14 protein-coding genes are annotated in these 16,427 nt (G+C 71.4%); 8 read left to right on the top strand and 6 right to left on the bottom strand.

The annotated features are described in order from the left end of the window. Position 1: 1 nt before the first annotated feature. Together AB0H86_RS01865 and AB0H86_RS01860 are read right to left on the bottom strand one after the other, a co-directional pair. Positions 2-1,459, bottom strand: coding sequence for a HAMP domain-containing sensor histidine kinase (locus AB0H86_RS01865; RefSeq protein ID WP_362431684.1), 1,458 nt, complete (start codon positions 1,457-1,459; stop codon positions 2-4). Continuing rightward, positions 1,456-2,130: a response regulator transcription factor gene (locus tag AB0H86_RS01860; RefSeq protein WP_362432244.1), complete on the bottom strand. Its 675-nt coding sequence runs from the start codon at positions 2,128-2,130 to the stop codon at positions 1,456-1,458. Before AB0H86_RS01860 ends, AB0H86_RS01865 begins: the two co-directional genes overlap by 4 nt. Before the next feature lie 174 nt (positions 2,131-2,304). Here AB0H86_RS01860 and AB0H86_RS01855 point away from each other — a divergent pair, with 174 nt between their 5' ends. The 3 genes from AB0H86_RS01855 to AB0H86_RS01845 are packed head-to-tail and all read left to right on the top strand — an operon-like array spanning position 2,305 to position 5,100. Beyond that, entirely contained in the window at positions 2,305-3,642 is a 1,338-nt protein-coding gene (locus tag AB0H86_RS01855; protein ID WP_362431681.1) for a ferredoxin reductase family protein, read from the top strand. Between the two features lie 10 nt (positions 3,643-3,652). Continuing rightward, complete coding sequence (locus tag AB0H86_RS01850; protein WP_362431678.1) at positions 3,653-4,363, top strand: FMN-binding protein; 711 nt, start codon at positions 3,653-3,655, stop codon at positions 4,361-4,363. Between the two features lie 2 nt (positions 4,364-4,365). Next, positions 4,366-5,100 (top strand): FAD:protein FMN transferase, encoded by a 735-nt coding sequence (locus AB0H86_RS01845; protein ID WP_362431676.1) that lies wholly within the window; start codon positions 4,366-4,368, stop codon positions 5,098-5,100. Positions 5,101-5,184: 84 nt separating this feature from the next. Here the strand turns inward: AB0H86_RS01845 and AB0H86_RS01840 are convergent, their stop codons facing one another. Beyond that, positions 5,185-7,296 carry a glycosyltransferase family 39 protein gene (locus AB0H86_RS01840; RefSeq protein WP_362431674.1) on the bottom strand — a complete coding sequence of 704 codons (2,112 nt, stop codon included), beginning with the start codon at positions 7,294-7,296 and terminating at the stop codon, positions 5,185-5,187. Between the two features lie 683 nt (positions 7,297-7,979). Between AB0H86_RS01840 and AB0H86_RS01835 the strand changes: the two genes are divergently transcribed. Beyond that, positions 7,980-8,786: a zeta toxin family protein gene (locus AB0H86_RS01835; RefSeq protein ID WP_362431672.1), complete on the top strand. Its 807-nt coding sequence runs from the start codon at positions 7,980-7,982 to the stop codon at positions 8,784-8,786. 218 nt (positions 8,787-9,004) lie between these two features. Here the strand turns inward: AB0H86_RS01835 and AB0H86_RS01830 are convergent, their stop codons facing one another. Next, the gene (locus AB0H86_RS01830; protein WP_362431670.1) at positions 9,005-9,385 is read right to left on the bottom strand and encodes a hypothetical protein; all 381 of its coding nucleotides are present in this window, start codon (positions 9,383-9,385) and stop codon (positions 9,005-9,007) included. A gap of 318 nt (positions 9,386-9,703) precedes the next feature. Here AB0H86_RS01830 and AB0H86_RS01825 point away from each other — a divergent pair, with 318 nt between their 5' ends. The 4 genes from AB0H86_RS01825 (at position 9,704) to AB0H86_RS01810 (ending at position 15,114) form a co-directional block, all read left to right on the top strand. Continuing rightward, on the top strand, positions 9,704-12,439 hold the full coding sequence (locus AB0H86_RS01825) for an ATP/GTP-binding protein (protein WP_362431668.1): 2,736 nt from the start codon (positions 9,704-9,706) through the stop codon (positions 12,437-12,439). A gap of 142 nt (positions 12,440-12,581) precedes the next feature. Beyond that, complete coding sequence (locus AB0H86_RS01820; RefSeq protein ID WP_362431666.1) at positions 12,582-13,739, top strand: ABC transporter ATP-binding protein; 1,158 nt, start codon at positions 12,582-12,584, stop codon at positions 13,737-13,739. Then, positions 13,736-14,449 carry an ABC transporter permease subunit gene (locus tag AB0H86_RS01815; RefSeq protein ID WP_362431664.1) on the top strand — a complete coding sequence of 238 codons (714 nt, stop codon included), beginning with the start codon at positions 13,736-13,738 and terminating at the stop codon, positions 14,447-14,449. Before AB0H86_RS01820 ends, AB0H86_RS01815 begins: the two co-directional genes overlap by 4 nt. Next, positions 14,446-15,114 (top strand): ABC transporter permease, encoded by a 669-nt coding sequence (locus AB0H86_RS01810; RefSeq protein ID WP_362431662.1) that lies wholly within the window; start codon positions 14,446-14,448, stop codon positions 15,112-15,114. The genes AB0H86_RS01815 and AB0H86_RS01810 overlap by 4 nt, the downstream gene beginning before the upstream one ends. 261 nt (positions 15,115-15,375) lie before the next feature. Here the strand turns inward: AB0H86_RS01810 and AB0H86_RS01805 are convergent, their stop codons facing one another. Both AB0H86_RS01805 and AB0H86_RS01800 read right to left on the bottom strand, forming a co-directional pair. Continuing rightward, the gene (locus tag AB0H86_RS01805; protein ID WP_362431659.1) at positions 15,376-15,975 is read right to left on the bottom strand and encodes an ATP/GTP-binding protein; all 600 of its coding nucleotides are present in this window, start codon (positions 15,973-15,975) and stop codon (positions 15,376-15,378) included. Continuing rightward, positions 15,962-16,402, bottom strand: coding sequence for a DUF742 domain-containing protein (locus AB0H86_RS01800; protein WP_362431656.1), 441 nt, complete (start codon positions 16,400-16,402; stop codon positions 15,962-15,964). Before AB0H86_RS01800 ends, AB0H86_RS01805 begins: the two co-directional genes overlap by 14 nt. Positions 16,403-16,427: the final 25 nt, after the last annotated feature.

The raw sequence follows: 16,427 nt of genomic DNA, 5'->3' as shown, positions 1-16,427 counted from the left end.
GTCACGGCTTCGTAAGACTCGCCGGGCTCGGCGGCAGCGTCACCGTGAACACCGTCGAGCCGCTCTCGCCGCTCAGCTCGATCGAGCCGCCGTGCGCCCGCACCAGGGAGCTGGCCACCGCGAGACCCAGGCCGCTGCCGCCGCGGTCGCGGCTGCGGGCCTTGTCGACGCGGTAGAAGCGGTCGAAGACCCGCTCGCGGTCGGCGGCCGGAATGCCGGGGCCCGCGTCCGCGACCCGCACCAGCGCCCGGCCGGACTCGACGGACACCCCCACGGTCACCTCCGTGCCCGCCGGGGTGTGCACGGCCGCGTTGGTCAGCAGGTTGTCCAGGACCTGGCGGATGCGCTGCGGGTCCAGACGCAGCGTCAGTTCCCCGGGGCCGGGCGTCACGGTCAGCGGATGCTCCGGGTGACTCGCGCGGAACGCGTCGGCCGCGTGGTCGACCAGCTCCACCAGGTCCGCCTCCACCGGGCGCAGCGGTGTCTCCACCTCGGCCGCGTCCAGCCGGGCGAGGAGCAGCAGATCGTCCAGGAGCACGCCCATCCGGGCCGCCTCGGCGCGCAGCCGGGCCAGGTGCCGGTCCCGTTCCTCGGGGGCGTTGGCGGCGGCGTACTGGAAGAGGTCCGCGTAGCCCCGTACCGACATCAGGGGGGTACGCAGCTCGTGCGAGGCGTCCGCGACGAAGCGGCGCAGCCGCTGCTCGGCCTCGGCGCGGACCGCGAGGGAGTCGTCGATGTGCTCCAGCATCGTGTTGAACGCCGTGCGCAGCTCGTGCACCTCCGGGCCGCCGTCCCGGCCGTCCGCGCGCAGCGGCAGCCGGGACGCCGACTCGCTCAGGTCGTGCGAGGCGATGCCGTGGGCCGTGTGCGCCATGTCGCTGAGCGGTTGCAGGCCGCGCCGCAGCATCTTCCGGCCGAACACCACCAGCGCCAGCACCGCGAGCGCGAACGCGATCACCTGCACGGTGACCAGCCGGTCCACGGTGTCCTCGATGTCATCCATGGGAGCGGCGCTGACCAGCACCACCCCGGGCTCCACCTCGCAGGCCCGCAGCCGGTAGAGGCCCTCCCCGTCGAGCCGCACGGTGCGCATCAGCTCGGTGTCGGAGTGCGCCATGTTCTCGGCCAGCGTGGTCAACGGGCGGATGTCGTGCGGGATGTCGGCGGGCCGGCGCAGCGCGGCCGAGTCGCCCGACACGTCGTACACCGCGGTGAACCAGCCCCAGTACGGCTTCTGCGTCACCCTCCCGTTGGCCTCGGCGTCCTTGGTCTGCACGGTCTGGACGACCTTCAGCTGGTAGCCCAGCTGGTGCTCCAGGTAGTCGCGCATGTACATCGTCAGCGCCGAGCCCACGACGGCGAACACCAGCAGGGACAGCGCGCCCAGGCCCAGCGCCAGCCGGGTGCCCAGGCGCAGCCTGCGGTAGGTCTGGCGGAAGCGCCGGAAAGCGCCCCTCACTCCGCCGCCTGCCGGACCACGTAGCCGAAGCCCCGGACGGTGTGGATCAGCGGCGCCCGGCCGTCGGCGGGCCCGTCCAGCTTGCGGCGCAGCCGGCTGACCACCAGCTCCACGACATTGGACCGGCCGCCGAAGCCGTACTCCCACACGTGGTCCAGGATCTGCGCCTTGGTCAGCACGGTCGGTGACTTGCGCATCAGATAGCGCAGCACCTCGTACTCCGTCGGGGTGAGCGTGAGCAGCTGTTCGCCGCGCCGCACCTCGCGGGTGTCCTCGTCCATCGTCAGGTCCGCCACCTGGAGGACGGACCGCTGGAACCCGGGCCCGGCGCTGCGCCGCAGCACGGTCCGCAGCCGGGCCATCAGCTCCTCCACCGCGAACGGCTTGACCAGGTAGTCGTCCCCGCCCCGGGTCAGCCCCGCCACCCGATCGGCGACGGCATCGCGCGCGGTGAGGAACACCACTGGCACCATGGTGCCGGAGCGGCGCAGCCGGTCCAGCACGCCGAAGCCGTCGATGTCCGGCAGCATCAGGTCGAGCACCACGATGTCGGGACGGAACTCGGCGGCGCGGTTCAGCGCTTCCTCACCCGAGTTCGCGGTGACCGCGTCCCAGCCCTCGTAGCGGGCGACCGTCGCGACGAGATCGGCGATCGGCGGGTCGTCGTCCACGACGAGGAGTCGTACTTTTTCCACCTGCTCATAGTGCTTCACTCGGCGGGCGAAGCCAGAGCTGGCCCCCCGCCGTGGCCACATCGATAACCTCTTGAAAGTTGTACGACAGCATTTCGACAGCTCCCGCCGGAGAAGCTCGGTATCCCGGACCCGGATCAAGGAGCTCTGTCCGTGACGACCGTCCAATCACCCCCCGCGCCCCCCACGGCGATACGCCCGAGGGTGGTGGCCCGCACGGGCCTGTACGCCGTCCTGGCCGCGAACCTGGCCGTGGTGACCTTCTTCTTCACCCAGGCGGGCTTCGCCTCGAACACCCTCATCGTGCTGGGCCGGCTGGCCGGTCTGTACGGCGCTCTCCTGATGGCCTTCCAACTGCTGCTGGTGGCCCGGCTGCCCTGGCTCGACCGCCGCATCGGCATGGACCGGCTGACCTCCTGGCACCGCTGGACCGGCTTCGGCCTCCTGTGGACGCTGCTCGCGCACGCCGTCTTCATCACCTTCGGCTACGCCGAGTCGTCCTCCATGGACCCCGTCGAGCAGATCGTCGACCTCGCCGAGACCGTCGAGGGCGTGCTGCGCGCGGTCGTCGCGTTCTCCATCATCCTCGTCGTGGGCGCCGTCTCGGCCCGTTACGCCCGACGCCGGCTGGCCTACGAGACGTGGCACTTCATCCACCTCTACACGTACGTCGCCGTGGTGCTCGCCTTCACTCACCAGGTCGCGGTCGGGACGACCTTCACCGCGTCGGACGCCGCCACCGCGTACTGGTACGGCGTGTGGGGCGTCGCCCTCGGCTCGGTGGCCCTGGGCCGGCTGGTCCTGCCGCTGTGGCGGAACTGGCGCCACCAGCTGCGGGTCACGGCCGTCGTCCCGGAGGCCGACAACGTCGTCTCGATCTACATGAGCGGCCGCGACCTCGACCGGATGCCCGCCCGCGCCGGCCAGTTCTTCCTGTGGCGCTTCATGACCCGCGACCGCTGGTGGCAGGCCAACCCGTTCTCCCTGTCGGCCGCCCCGGACGGCCGCACCCTGCGGCTGACCGCCAAGGCGGCGGGCGACGGCAGCGCCGCCCTGCGGCACGTCAAGGTCGGCACCCGCGTCTTCGCCGAGGGCCCCTACGGTGCCTTCACCGCGCTGCACCGCACCCGGCCGGAGGCTGTGCTCATCGCCGGCGGCGTCGGCGTCACCCCCATCCGGGCCCTCCTGGAGGAGCTGGAGGGCCACGCGGTGGTCATCTACCGGGTCGCCACCGACCGGGACGCGGTCCTCTACGACGAGTTGCGCGACCTCGCGCTCGCCAAGGGAGCGGAACTCCACCTGGTGACCGGGCCGCCGGTCCCCGACCGGCTGGCGCCGGACGAGCTGGCGCGACTGGTGCCGGACATCGCCGACCGGGACGTCTTCCTGTGCGGACCGCCGCCCATGATGAACGCGGTGCTGGGCAGCCTGCGCGAGCTGGACGTGCCCAAGCCGCAGATCCACTTCGAACGCTTCAGCCTGGCGGGATGAGGAAGAGACCGTGAAACGAGCGATACCCATCCTGGTCCTGAGCGTCGCCGGCCTGATCCCGGTCTGGCGCTACGAACCCTCGACCGCCCCCTCGTCCACCACCGAGGTCGCCGCACCGGCCCCGTCCGCGTCCTCCTCCGGCGGCTCCTCCTCCCAGGTCGTCACGGGCACGACGGTGAACACGGAGAAGGGGCCCGTCGAGGTCCAGGTGACCTTCGACGGCGAGAAGATCACCGCCGTGAAGATGCTCCAGCAGCCGAACCACCCGCAGACCACGGCGGCCGTGCCGAAGCTGATCGCGCAGACGCTGGAGGTGCAGAGCGCGGACATCGACACGGTGTCCGGGGCGACGATCACCACCGAGGGCTACAAGGAGTCCCTCCAAGCCGCGATCGACAAGAACGCGACCGCCGCGTCCGCCTCGCCCTCCGCCTCCGCCTCAGCCTCGGCGGCCTCCTCGAACGAGGTCGTCTCCGGTACGACGGTGAACACGGAGAAGGGTCCCGTCCAGGTCGAGGTGACCTTCGCGGGCGACCGGATCGGCTCGGTGCGCATGCTTCAGCAGCCGAACCACCCGCAGACCACGGCGGCCGTGCCGAAGCTGATCGCGCAGACGCTGGAGGTGCAGAGCGCGGACATCGACACGGTGTCCGGGGCGACGATCACCACCGAGGGCTACAAGGAGTCCCTCCAAGCCGCGATCGACGCGAAGGGCGCCTGACCGTGCACCGCGTCGAACACGTCATGGGCTTCCCGGTCTCGCTGCGGATCGACGACGAGGGCGTCCCCGAGTCGGCGGCGGACGCGGTCTTCGCGTGGCTGAACGAGGTCGACGTCCGGTTCAGTCCGTTCAAGCCCGACAGCGAGGTGTCCCGGCTGGACCGGGGCGAGCTGTCGGCCCCCGGCGCCGACCTCACCGAGATCCTCGACCTGTGCGAGCACTACCGTGTCGCCACCGGCGGCGCCTTCGACGTACGGCTGCCCGGCCGCGGCCTCGACCCCTGCGCGGTGGTCAAGGGCTGGTCGGTGCAGCGGGCGGCGGAGCTGCTCAGGGCGGCCGGCGCGCGGCGCTTCTGCCTCAACGCCGGCGGTGACGTGGTCGCCGCCGGCGGACCCTGGCGGGTCGGCGTACGGCACCCCGAGCACGCCGACCGGCTGTGCACCGTCCTGGAGCTCACCGACGGCGCGGTCGCCACCTCCGCCCGCTACGAGCGGGGCGACCACATCATCGACGGCCGCACCGGCCGTCCGGCCACCGGGCTGCTCAGCCTGACGGTCCTCGCCCCGACGCTCACTCAGGCGGACTCGGTCGCCACGGCGGCCTTCGCGATGGGCGCCGAGGGCGTCGAGTGGGCGGCCGGGCTCCCCGGCTGCGAGGTGTTCGCGGTGACCGCGGAACGCGCGGTGCTGCGGACACCGGGCTTCCCGACGGCGGCGGAGCGACCCACGGCGGCGTGACCTGCGGCCGCCCCGCCCTCGGACGGCGGCCACGCCGACGGGCGGGCTGCGACCGGCAGCCCGCCCTGTCGGTGTACGGCTGTGTCAGCCGGCGTCGGAGGTGTCCAGCCGGTACAGACCGCTGTAGTCGGACACCGCCGTGCCGTGCTTCTTGACCCAGGTCGAGATCTCGGAGTTCGAGGCGTTCGAGGAGCCCTGCCCGCTGTCGCTGATCACGATGTAGTGCAGCGTGCCCGCCCCCACCAGGCTCTTCAGCTTGGCCAGGGTCATCGCGTCGTCGGTGCCGGACCAGCCGCCCATGGAGATCACCGGCTCACCGGACTCCAGGATGACCGAGGACGCGGTCTGGTCGTTGGCCACGGCCACCAGCCAGGTGGCGCCGTCCTGGTGCTTCTTCAGATACGTGATCATCGCGGACGAGACCTGGGTCCCGCCGCCCATGCCGCCCCCGCCGTCGGTCCGGGCGGAGTCGGACTGCGCCTGACCCGCCGACTGCCCCTCCCCGGAACCGCTCGGCGCGCTGCCGCTCGCACTCCCGCTCGCACTGGCGCTCCCGCTCCCGTTCTCGCTGCCGGTGCCCGGCCCGCCGGACGTCCCGCCGGGCCGCTGTCCGCCGCCCGTGCCACCGCCGCCGCCCATGCCGCCCCCGGTGTTCGGCCCCGCCGTGGGATTCGTGCCGTTGGGCGTGGAGTTCGCCGCCGAGACCGCGTACGCGGCGGGCCCCGCCAGCAGCGCGACGACCGCCGCCAGCGCGGCGACCCCCATCAGCCGCTGCCGCCTGGTGAACCGCCCGACCAGCAGCCCGATCACCGCGGCCGCGCCGGCGACCCCGGCGACGACCTGTGCGACCGTGTACACCGTGCCGGAGCCGGAGACCCGCTGGAGCAGGACGACCGACCACACCGTGGAGCCCGCGACCGCCGAAGGCAACACCCAGCCCCACTTCACCGCCGAGCCCGCACGGAACGCCCGGTGGAGCATCACGGCGCCGATCCCGGCCAGGGCCGCGATACCGGGGGCCATGGCGGTGACGTAGTACGGGTGGAAGGTCCCCTCGGCGAGGGCGAAGGTCAGGTAGTGCAGGACGAACCAGCCGCCCCAGAGCAGCAGGGCCGCCCGCCTGGTGTCCGTATGGGGAGCGCGCCCGCGCAGCACCAGCCCGCCGACGAGGGCGACCAGCGCGAACGGGATCAGCCAGGAGATCTGGCCGCCCATGATCTCGTTGAACATCCGGTACAGGCCCGCCTCGCCGCCGAAGCTCGCCCCGTTGCCCTGTGAGCCCGCCGACGCACTGGCGCCGAAGATCCGGCCGAAGCCGTTGTAGCCGATGACCAGGTCCCAGACCGTGTTGTCGGTCGAACCGCCGATGTAGGGGCGCGAGGAGGCCGGAATCAGGTCGACGACCACCATCCACCACGCGCTGCTGACCACCAGCGCCACGGTGGCCACGAGGAGGTTGCGGATCCGGCGGCCCAGGGAGGCGCGGGCGGCCCACAGGTAGACGAGGAAGAACGCGGGCAGGACGACGTACGCCTGCATCATCTTCGTGTTGAACGCGAAGCCGATCGCGACGCCCGACCACACCAGCGGCATCGCCCGGCCGGTGCGCACGGCCTTCATCAGCGCGGCCGCGCCCAGCAGCATCAGGAAGACCAGGACCGGGTCCGGGTTGGTGTCCCGGGTGATGGCGACGGTGATCGGGGTGAGGGTCAGCGCCAGGGCCGCGATCGTGCCGGCGACCGGACCGAAGTCCCGCTTCACCATCCGGTACAGCAGGCCCACGGAGCCCACCCCGACCGCCACCATCGGCAGCGCCAACTGCCAGGTGCCGTAGCCGAGGAGCCGCGCGGACAGGCCCATCACCCACAGCGCGAACGGCGGTTTGTCCACCGTGATGAAGCTGCCGGAGTCCAGGGCCCCGAAGAAGAACGCCTTCCAGCTCTTGGTGCCGCTGTAGACGGCCGCGTCGTAGAAGCTGTTGCCGGTGACGGAGGTCAGGTTCCAGGCGTACAGCACCGTCGCCAGGACCAGGACCGCCCACAGGGCGGGACGGACCCAGCGCGGGTCCTCGGGCGCGCCGGTGAACAGCCGCCGGGCACGAACGGCGAGAGGGCCGCCGGCCGTCGGGTCCGCGCGATGGCGTTGCGCCCCGCCGTCCTCGGAGGTCGGCGCGGGCGGTGGGGCGAGGGTCGTCATGACACGTACTCCAGGTGCTCCGGGCGGTGGTGTCGCGGTGTCGCCGCGGCGTTGTCAGTGACCATCCGGGGGCTGTCTGGGGCGCCGCTGAGGCTTCGCTGAGGGGCGCATGAGAATCAGGGAACTCACAGCTTTCCCACAGCGGATTCGCCCCGTATGCCAATTGAGGGTGTCTCAGGAAAATCGATTCGTGCCGCTACGAGGGCGCAATTCTGCCCGTGGGAACAGATTTCCGAAGCAGCTCGAAACCACGGGCGCGCGCTCCATTCAAGGGGCGCGCGATGTTTGCCCGTGCCCCCCCGGCGACCCACTCGATCGAGCTATTGGTGTGACCATATGGAGGCACGTTTCGGCAGAGCCGCCCACTTTCCCCGGTCAGGCGAACGATCCGTGCCGTACCAGCATGCGGACCCCCCGATCAGGTGCGTTGCGCACGGGGCGGCAAGGGCGGAAGATTCTTCTGGGGCGGTTGAGCCCCGGTTGACGCGAGAGGCGTGTTCCGTGCGACTGTCATCTTGGCTTCTCAACCCGCTTCGGCTTCTGAAGTCGCAAGGATCGAGGTCCACTTGAAGATCGTGCGTCGCGTCGGTCCCTCTCCGTGTCAGCGAAACCTCGCCGTCAGCGACGCGACGACCGTGGCGAAACAAGACGAAGAACCAGGTGTCCGTCTTTCCGAAACGGAGATGGCGGAGATTTTCGAGGACATCAAAGGGACTTACCTGAGTGATGTCGCGTCAACTGGGGATCCCGTGGTCGTGTACGTCATGTCACAGCCCGGCGGAGGCAAGAGCGAGAGCCTGTACCGGTGGCCCCCTCTCCTGCCGGGCCGCCGGCCGGTACGCATCGTGGGCGACGACTACAAGGGCTTCCATCCCGCCTACCTGACGCTGCTGGAGGGCGACCCCCGCAACGCCGGCTCCGCGATCCGGCCTTACTACGGGGCATGGCAGGCCTGGGCCGAGGACTTCGTACGACAGCGACGGGGCGATGCCGTCATCGAGATCGCCCCGGGCTCGGCCAAGCAGTTCCGGGAAGGTGCCGCCGCCTTCCGGGAGGCGGGATACCGCGTGGAACTGATCGTGCTGGCGGTGCGGCCGTCGGACAGCCGACTGGGTACCGCCACGCGCTACGCCGAGGCGATCGGCGCGGGCGCATCGCCGGCCCGGTTCACCTCGGCTTCCGGGCACGACGACTGTTTCGCGGCGGTCGAGGCCTCGGTGCTGACGGCCGAGCAGGAGGCGGTGGTCGACCGGGTGACGGTGCGGCGTCGCGATGGCACCGAGCTGTATCAGGCCGACCGCGGTACGCCCGAGTTCACCGGGCTCGGCGCGCTCGACGTGGTACGGGCCGAGTGGAGCCGCTCATACACGGACCCGGAGGCCGCGCGGTTCCGCGACACCCTGGCACGGCTGCGCGAGATGCTGCCCGGCCACGGGGCCGAACTGGACGAGATCGCGGAACTGGCCCGGCCCTTGCTTCCCTCGGCCTAGGGCCTGTCGTTTGGATCACGCCGCAGACGCGGGGTCTGGCACGCACATCTGCCGCGTTGTCGTCGGTTGCCGATTCCCCCACGCTCGGCTTCGCTCGCGCGGGGGGACCCCCATCGCATCGACGCCCTCCTCCGCCTTGCAGCTGCACGCACCAGACCCCGCTCAGGTCGGCCAGGAGGCACCGCTGCTTTCCTGCGGCCTGATCCAAACGACAGGCCCTAGGAGCCGTTCTCCGCTCGTGCCAGATGCCGGAAGCGCGCACCATAGGCCGTCGCGACCTGTGCGACTTCGTCGGCGTCCGCTGTTTCGAGGGCTTTCTGGTCCTCCACACAGGCCTGCCGCTCGGCGATCAGGGTCTCGAGTCGACTCCGATCGGGTGACGTCGAACGCCTCTCATGATGAATGGCCTTGTTGTACCAGGCGATCACAAGTCGCACACGTTCCATCGCCGCCGCGTACCCGGCGCGGTCGTCGGCACGGGTTTTCCCCGACGCGGCAGGCGGTTGCTGTCGGTTCTCCTTCTCGGACACGACGGCCACCTCGAAAGCCGGACCTGCATGGCCCTGAACGGGCCCGGGCGCCAGCGGTCCGGCGGTCATTTTTATTACCTTGCGGGTAGTGTTCCACACGCTACGGATGCGCGCAGAAGTCCTTTCGTTCCCGCCGTTGTCGTTCTTACTCTTGCTCTTGCCTCCGGCAATCAACCACACCAAATTTCTCTCCATGTCCGATGACGTACGAGTGGAGCTTGGAGAGGCATATGTCGTGCCCCCGTTCCGTGAGGTCAGCTTAGGGGCCCGGCAACGCACCCGCACTCATGAGCCGGACACCGGGTGACACAGCGCCGGCTCGATCTTGGGAGTGCTCCTGTGAATGGCTGGATCTCAGGTCGGACCGTATCGCCACCCGCGGATAACATGCCCTTGGTACTGGGGGGTGTCGTGGGTGGGCGGGATCTGCGGGCGCTGTTCGGCTCCAACGATCGGGGGATCCATGTCGAGGAACACTTCACCAACCGTCAGGAGCAGTGGGAGGCCGTCACCGGCGCCCTCCTGGACCATCTGAGCACCGTCCGCGCACCCGACTTCGACGTCGAGGACCTCGAAGCGCCGCGCGACAACGTGCTCGTGTTCCACGGCGTCGGCGGAATCGGCAAGTCGACGCTGTCCCGGAAGGTGGAGGCCGCGCTCGCCCACAGCGAGCACCGGCCCGCACAGTGGGGGGCGCCCGGATGGGCCGGCCCGCGGGTCCTGCCGGTCCGGATCGACCTGGCCCGTTCGGCCGGAACCGACTTCGAACGGGTGGTCCTCACCCTCCGACTGGCTCTCGCCGAACTCGGCCGTCCACTGCCCGCCTTCGACCTGGCGCTGCGCCGCTACTGGGACCACGTCCACCCGGGGGAGCCGCTGGAGGAGTTCCTGCGCCGCGGCGGTCTCGGCCGGCGCTTCGGCAAGGCCGTGCCGCAGCAGATGCAGTCGGCACTGGCCGACATCGCCCAGGCGCTGCTGCTGCCCGGCACGGTCGGAGCGGTCGTCGGACAGGTCACCGGAGCGCTCGTGCGTGCCCTGCGGGACCGCCGGGCCTCGGTGCGCGCGCTCGCGGGATGCGCCCGGCTCGCCGATCTGCTGGAGGCCGAGCCCGATCTGGACGCACTCGCGTACTCCACCCACCTGCTGGCCTGGGAACTCGCCCGGGTGCCCACGGCCAAGGCGGTCGTGCCGGTGATCCTGCTGGACACGTTCGAGGACGTCGGCGACCGTGTCCACCGCGACCTGGAACGGCTGCTGCAACGCGTCGTATGGCTCATGCCCAACGCGTTCTTCGTCATCACCGGACGCAGCCGACTGCAGTGGGCCGACGAGGCCCTGCACGGCCAGCTCGACTGGACAGGGCCGACTGCCTGGCCCGGACTGGCCGCTCCCGACGGTCCGCCGGCAGCCAACGCGGGCCCGGGACCGCACGGTGAACGGCAGATCCTCGTCGGGGACTTCTCGGCGGAGGACTGCGACGACTACCTCGCCCGGCGCCTGACCCGCGACGGGCGACCCGTCATCGGTCCGGACGTCCGGGCCGTCATCACCGCTCGTTCGCACGGCCTGCCGCTCCATCTGGACCTGGCCGTCCAGCGGTTCCTGGCGGTCCGACGCACCGGCCGTCACCCTCGTCCGGCCGACCTCGACCTGGACTTCCCCGCCCTCATCGTCCGCACCCTCAGGGACCTCACCCCCGACGAACGGCACGTCCTGCGTTCCGTCTCCCTCCTCGACAACTTCGACGTGGCCCTCGCCTCCAGGACCGCGGGGATGACCTACGAGTCCGCCGCCCTACGGCTCGTCGAGCGGCCCTTCGTCCGCTCGGACCCGCACGCCGAATGGCCGTACCACCTGCACGGCGTGATCCGTTCCACCCTCCGTACGGCCGGTGACCGGGCGGACGACCGGTGGTCCGCGCGGGACTGGACGCACGCCGCGGCACGTGCCTTCGAGGCGATCGGTGAACGCTGGGCCGACACGTCCGCCCGGCACCGGAGCCGACTCGTCACCTGTCTGCGTCAAGGACTGCGCCTGGCACGGGACTTCGACCTGGAGCTCGGCTGGCTCGCCGAGGCGGCCTGGAGCTATGTCGGCGACTCCGTGTGGGAGCCGCTCGACCCGCCCGCGCCGGCCGAGCCCGACCCGCCCGCGCCGGCCGAGCCCGGCCCGCCCGCGCTGCGGACGGCGGCCGACGCGCTGGTGGAGACCCTCAGCGCACTCGCCCGTCGACAGCACGAGCACCGCGAGCGCACCGTCGCCCGGCTCGGGGCGGTCGTCGAATCGGGTCTGCTGCCGCCCGAGTTGCGGGACATGGCCGTCTACTACCGGGCCAAGGCCCAGCGCGACCTCGGCCGTTCGGCGGACTCGCGGCGCGGTATGCGCCTGGTCGCCGAGGGCGGCGGGCGGCTCGCTCCGGCGGCCCGGCGTGGACTGGCGCACCTCGCCCGGCTCGCCGGGGACTTCCCCACCGCCCTGCGGACCGCCGACACCCTGGGCTGGGCTGGGCGCCACCACCGGATCCTCGGCGACGTGTGGTGGGTGCACGGCGACATGGCGCGCGCCGCCGCGGCGTACGAGGCCGCCCGCGACGAGGCCGAGCAGCACGCGGTCGCGGGGGAACGCGCCACCGCGCAGGCGCACCGTGCCTTCACCCTCGCGTTCACCGACCCCGCCGTCGCCCACGACGAACTCGACCTCGCCCATCAGCTGCTCGTCGGCCTCGACCTGAGGGCCACCCGGCTCACCGCCCACATCGCCGCCCTGGTCCGCGACGCCGGCGGGGCGGCAGCCGGGATCGAGGACCGCGCGCGCGTCCTGCGCGCCGAGGCCGACGTCGCCGGGATCACCGCGGCCCGGCCGGCCGTCGAGCTCGCTCTGGGCTTCCATCACGCCGTGCTGGCCGACCGGGACCGGCTGGACGCCTCCCTCGCCCGTCTGCGGGACCTGGTGCGCGGCGACGCCTACGCGTACTACGGCGACATCGTGTGCTTCATGGCCGGTCGGCCGCTGCCCGCCGACCGCCCGTCCGGGACGCGCTGGCTCGACGGGCCGGACACCACCCGCGCACGCTGGCAGGCTCTCGTCACCGCCCGCCGGACCCTGCGGAGCGGGACGGCGTGACAAGCGGCGCGGGCCGCGGCCGTGAGCGGCCCCGCGAAGCCGTTCGAATGTCCGCAACGCGGGCCGTCTAGACTCTCCCCGCAATGGCCCGCACTGGCCAAAAGTGCGAAACTTCTGCCAGACCCGAAGGGTATTCGGCGCTTTGATACGGATAGATTCAGTCACCAAGCGGTATCCGGACGGCACGGTGGCGGTCGACCGGCTCTCGTTGGAGATACCCGACCGCTCGATCACCGTTCTCGTCGGGCCGTCCGGCTGCGGGAAGACGACCACCCTGCGCATGATCAACCGGATGGTCGAGCCGAGCGAGGGCACCATCCTCCTCGACGGCCAGGACATCACGCGGCAGCCCGTGAACACGCTGCGGCGGTCCATGGGGTACGTCATCCAGAACGCCGGTCTCTTCCAGCACCGCACGATCGTCGACAACATCGCCACCGTGCCCCGCATGCTCGGCTGGGGCAAGGAGAAGGCGCGGTCGCGGGCCCGGGAGCTGATGGAGCGCGTGGGGCTCGACGCCGCGCTCGGCAAGCGGTACCCGTACCAGCTGTCGGGCGGACAGCAGCAGCGCGTCGGAGTGGCCCGGGCGCTCGCCGCCGATCCGCCGGTCCTGCTCATGGACGAGCCGTTCTCCGCCGTCGACCCGGTGGTCCGCAAGGGGCTGCAGGAGGAACTCCTGCGTATCCAGGGCGAGTTGGGCAAGACGATCGTCTTCGTCACCCATGACATCGACGAGGCTGTCAAGCTCGGCACCATGGTCGCCGTGATGCGTACCGGCGGCAAGCTCGCCCAGTTCGCACCGCCCGCCGAGCTGCTGTCCCACCCCGCGGACGACTTCGTCGAGGACTTCCTCGGCGCGGACCGCGGCATCCGGCGGCTGTCCTTCTTCCCGTCCGCCGGGCTGGAGTTGCTGACCGCGCCGATCGTCGCGATCGACTCCACGGCCGAGCAGATCGCCGCGCGCGACACCGCGGGCGTCCCCTACCTCCTCGTAACGGACCTGGCGGGCAAGCCCCTTGGCTGGGGCGAGCCGGGCCGGCTGCGGGCCGGGGACATCAGGCCGGAGCAACTCCTGTCGCACGGGCGGCCGTTCGTGGCCGGGACCGAGTCGCTGCGGGCCGCGCTCGACTGCGCGGTGCTCTCGCCCACCGGCTGGGCGGTCGCCGTGGACGCCGAGGGCCGGGCCGCCGGGGTGGTCTCCCAGCAGACCATCGGCGAGGCGATCCGCGGTGCCCACGCCGAGGGCCGCGAGACCGGCCAGGACACCCCGGCCGCCCCGGTCACCAAGGTCGCCCGATGAACGGCTTCTTCGACATCCCCAGCGACCTCCAGCACAGTTGGCTCGGTCTCATCGGCCTGCATGTGCGTGAGGCCCTGCTGCCGGTGGTGTTCGGCCTGGTGCTGGCGTTGCCGCTGGCCCAGCTGTGCATACGGTTCCGCTGGCTGTACCCGCCGGTGCTGTGGGTGACGACCGTGCTGTACGCCGTCCCCTCGCTGGCCTTCTTCGTCGTCCTCATCGACTACACCGGCCAGACCGAGCTCACCGTGATGATCCCGCTGGGCGTCTACAGCCTGGTGGTGCTGGTCCCGGCGATCGTGGACGGTGTGCGGTCGGTGCCGCAGGAGACGCTGGCCGCCGCGACCGCCATGGGCTTCGGGCCGGTACGCCGGTACGTGCAGGTGCAGTTGCCGATCGCGGTGCCCGCCATCATCGCGGGGCTGCGGATCGCGGTCGTGTCGAGCGTCTCGCTGGTGAGCGTCGGCACCCTGATCGGCAACCAGGGCGCGCTCGGCAACCTGCTCGCCGACGCGATGTTCTACCACCGCCCCGAACTGGCCGTGAACTCCGTGGTCACCACGGCCGTCCTGGCGATCGTCCTGGACGCCCTGCTGGTGGGGCTGAGGGTGCTGCTCACGCCCTGGATGCCGGGTGCCGCCCGCAGGAAACCGAAGGCGGCCGCGGCCCGGCCCGAACCGGCCACGCTCGCTCTGGAGGACGCGCTCAAGTGAACGTACTGAACTTCATCAACGCGTTCTTCAGCGACGGCGCCCGCTGGCAGGGCTACGACGGCATCCCCACCCGGCTCGGCGAGCACGTCGGGTACTCGCTCCTGGCGCTCGCCATCGCCGCCGCGATCGGCCTCCCCGTCGGCCTGCTGACCGGGCACACCGGCCGGGGCGGCAACGCGCTCGCGTTCATCGCCACCGCCGGCCGCGCCCTGCCCAGCTTCGGTCTGCTGGTGCTGATGTTCGTCATCCTCGGCCTCGGACTGCTGCCGGTGATGATCCCGCTGGTCGTCCTCGCCATCCCGCCGATCCTGGTCACCACCTACGAGGCGGTGCGGTCCGTCGACCCGTCCCCGGTGGACGCGGCCCGCGGGATGGGCATGCGGGAGTCCCGCATCCTGTTCCAGGTGGAGCTGCCGGTGGCGCTCCCGCTGATCCTCAGCGGCCTGCGTTCGGCGGCCATCCAGATCGTCTCCACGGCCACCATCGCCGCGTACGTCTCCCTCGGCGGCCTCGGCCGGTACATCGTCGACGGTCTCTACCAGCGCAACTACGAGAAGGTCGTGGGCGGCGCCACCCTGGTCGCCGTGATGGCGCTGGTGACGCTCGGACTGTTCTGGGCGGTGCACCGGCTCGCGGTGTCGCCCGGCGTGCGCCGCAGCGGTTAGTGCCGTGGCAGGCAATGTTCGCCCCGTCGCGAAGCCTGGCACGCACTCTCCCCGCACCGCGCGAATGCCCAAGTACGTCCAGCACGAGGGCTTCCGCCCGGCACGCCGAGAGCACGCTCCCCCACTCTCGGCTGCGCTCGAGCGGGGGCCCACGACGCCGCTCCTTCACGGGCAGACATTGCCCGCCGCGGCACCAGCCACACGCAGGCGGGCCCGGGTGACGTGATCGTCGCCCGGGCCCGCCTGCGTGTACCGCTCGGGTCAGCCCTCGGTGCGGGCCAGTGCCTGTTCCAGTACGACGAGCAGGGCGTCGCGCACCGAGCCGCGCTCACGGGCGTCGAACACCACCAGCGGGACACGGTCGTTGACGTCGAGCGCCCAGCGGACCTCGTCCAGGGTGTGCTGGACCTCCCCGTCGAAGGCGTTGACGGCCACCGCGAACGGGATCTGCTGGTGCTCGAAGTAGTCGACGGCCGCGTAGCAGTCGTCGAGGCGGCGGGTGTCCACGATGACGAGTCCGCCGACCGCGCCCTCGACGATGTCGTCCCACATGAACCCGAACCGCTCCTGACCGGGCGTGCCGAACAGGTACAGCTTCAGGGTCGGGTCGATGGTGATGCAGCCGAAGTCCATCGCGACCGTGGTCGTCGTCTTGCGCGGGGTGTGGCTGAGGTCGTCCACGCCGGCCGCCACCTCGGTGATCGCGGCCTCGGTGGTCAGCGGCTCGATCTCGGAGATCGAGCCGACGGCGGTGGTCTTGCCCACGCCGAAACCGCCCGCGATCACCATCTTGACCGGCAGCGGTGGTCTTACGGCGGCCTGCGCGGCCGCGGGCCGGGTGGCGGGTTCAGTCGGTGTCACGGAGAACCCCTCGGGAGTCGGGGATGGCACGGAGGCCATCGATAACCCTTCGCAGGACGGATGCGTCGTGGATGACGCCGGAGTCGGGCACGTGCACCGTCAGCTGCCCCGCCGCGCGCAGGTCCTCGGCGAGGATGCGGACCACGTTGAGGTGCAGCCGCAGCCTGGCCGCGATCTCCGCGATGGACTGCGGCCGACGGCAGGCGGCGATGATGTCGTGCTGTTCGAAGGAGAGTTGGTCGAGGATGTCGAGTCCCTCGGTGGTGGCCACCACCTGGGTCTCGACGGGCATCGTCCGGCCGTTGGCGCTGGGGGCCACCCGGCCGGCGGTGACCAGGAACGGCCGTACGGCGGGAACGGGACCGGCCGCCCCGGGGGGCGCGGTGCCGTCCTCGCCGGCACCTCTGGGAGTGCGGCCGTCCGACATGGGCTGTGTCTTTCTCCTAGGCCGG

Source organism: Streptomyces sp. NPDC050997 (assembly GCF_040660135.1).
In the GTDB taxonomy this organism is placed as follows: domain Bacteria; phylum Actinomycetota; class Actinomycetes; order Streptomycetales; family Streptomycetaceae; genus Streptomyces.
Note: the sequence above shows the minus strand (reverse complement) of the source record. Positions and strands in the feature narration are given on the sequence as shown.

Bases quoted from the DNA above. Each gene is read 5' to 3' on its own strand.
- AB0H86_RS01825 (WP_362431668.1), top strand. From the start codon at position 9,704: ATGCCCTTGGTACTGGGGGGTGTCGTGGGTGGGCGGGATCTGCGGGCG.
- AB0H86_RS01840 (WP_362431674.1), bottom strand. From the start codon at position 7,296: ATGACGACCCTCGCCCCACCGCCCGCGCCGACCTCCGAGGACGGCGGG.
- AB0H86_RS01835 (WP_362431672.1), top strand. From the start codon at position 7,980: ATGGCGGAGATTTTCGAGGACATCAAAGGGACTTACCTGAGTGATGTC.
- AB0H86_RS01830 (WP_362431670.1), bottom strand. From the start codon at position 9,385: ATGACCGCCGGACCGCTGGCGCCCGGGCCCGTTCAGGGCCATGCAGGT.
- AB0H86_RS01800 (WP_362431656.1), bottom strand. From the start codon at position 16,402: ATGTCGGACGGCCGCACTCCCAGAGGTGCCGGCGAGGACGGCACCGCG.
- AB0H86_RS01815 (WP_362431664.1), top strand. From the start codon at position 13,736: ATGAACGGCTTCTTCGACATCCCCAGCGACCTCCAGCACAGTTGGCTC.